This is a genomic window from Lysinibacillus sp. GbtcB16 (assembly GCF_019091145.1).
Taxonomy (GTDB): Bacteria; Bacillota; Bacilli; order Bacillales_A; family Planococcaceae; genus Lysinibacillus; species Lysinibacillus fusiformis.
The window spans coordinates 1-399 of sequence record NZ_JAGXJV010000158.1 but is presented as its reverse complement, the minus strand read 5'-3'; the positions used below and the strand labels follow the sequence as shown (position 1 = coordinate 399).

Below are 399 nucleotides of genomic sequence, written 5' to 3'. Positions count from 1 at the left end.
TGAAAAACGGCATTGAGGGTACCCACTCGCAAAAAGGCTCGAATGGCTGTTTGCAGCCGATTGATACGGAGAAGAACAAGAAAGAGCTCTACACCGACGATTTGAATATGATGAGATCCGATCTGCTCCTGGGCAAATGCGCGGAAGTGTATCTGGTGAACCTTCGCCCAGAGGTGCCTACGCAAAAAGAACTGCTCGACATCAACCAGAAGTCCAAAGAAATCTATATTAACAAAGACCGTCCTATTCCTTCGCTCGGCTATGACTTCTTGCCCGTACTGCCGGATGATCTGCAAGCGATTGTCAAAAGCACAAGTAAATCCAATAACATCGACAAAGGTGACATTTGGCTGAAAGCTTTGGTAGGCGGCACCAGCTACACCGCGCAGCAAGCTGTCA

At 48.4% G+C, this 399-nt stretch carries 1 pseudogene; it reads left to right on the top strand.

What is annotated here, in order from left to right:
- Positions 1-50: 50 nt before the first annotated feature.
- A pseudogene (locus KVT27_RS23825) lies at positions 51-399 on the top strand (extracellular solute-binding protein); the annotation flags it as partial.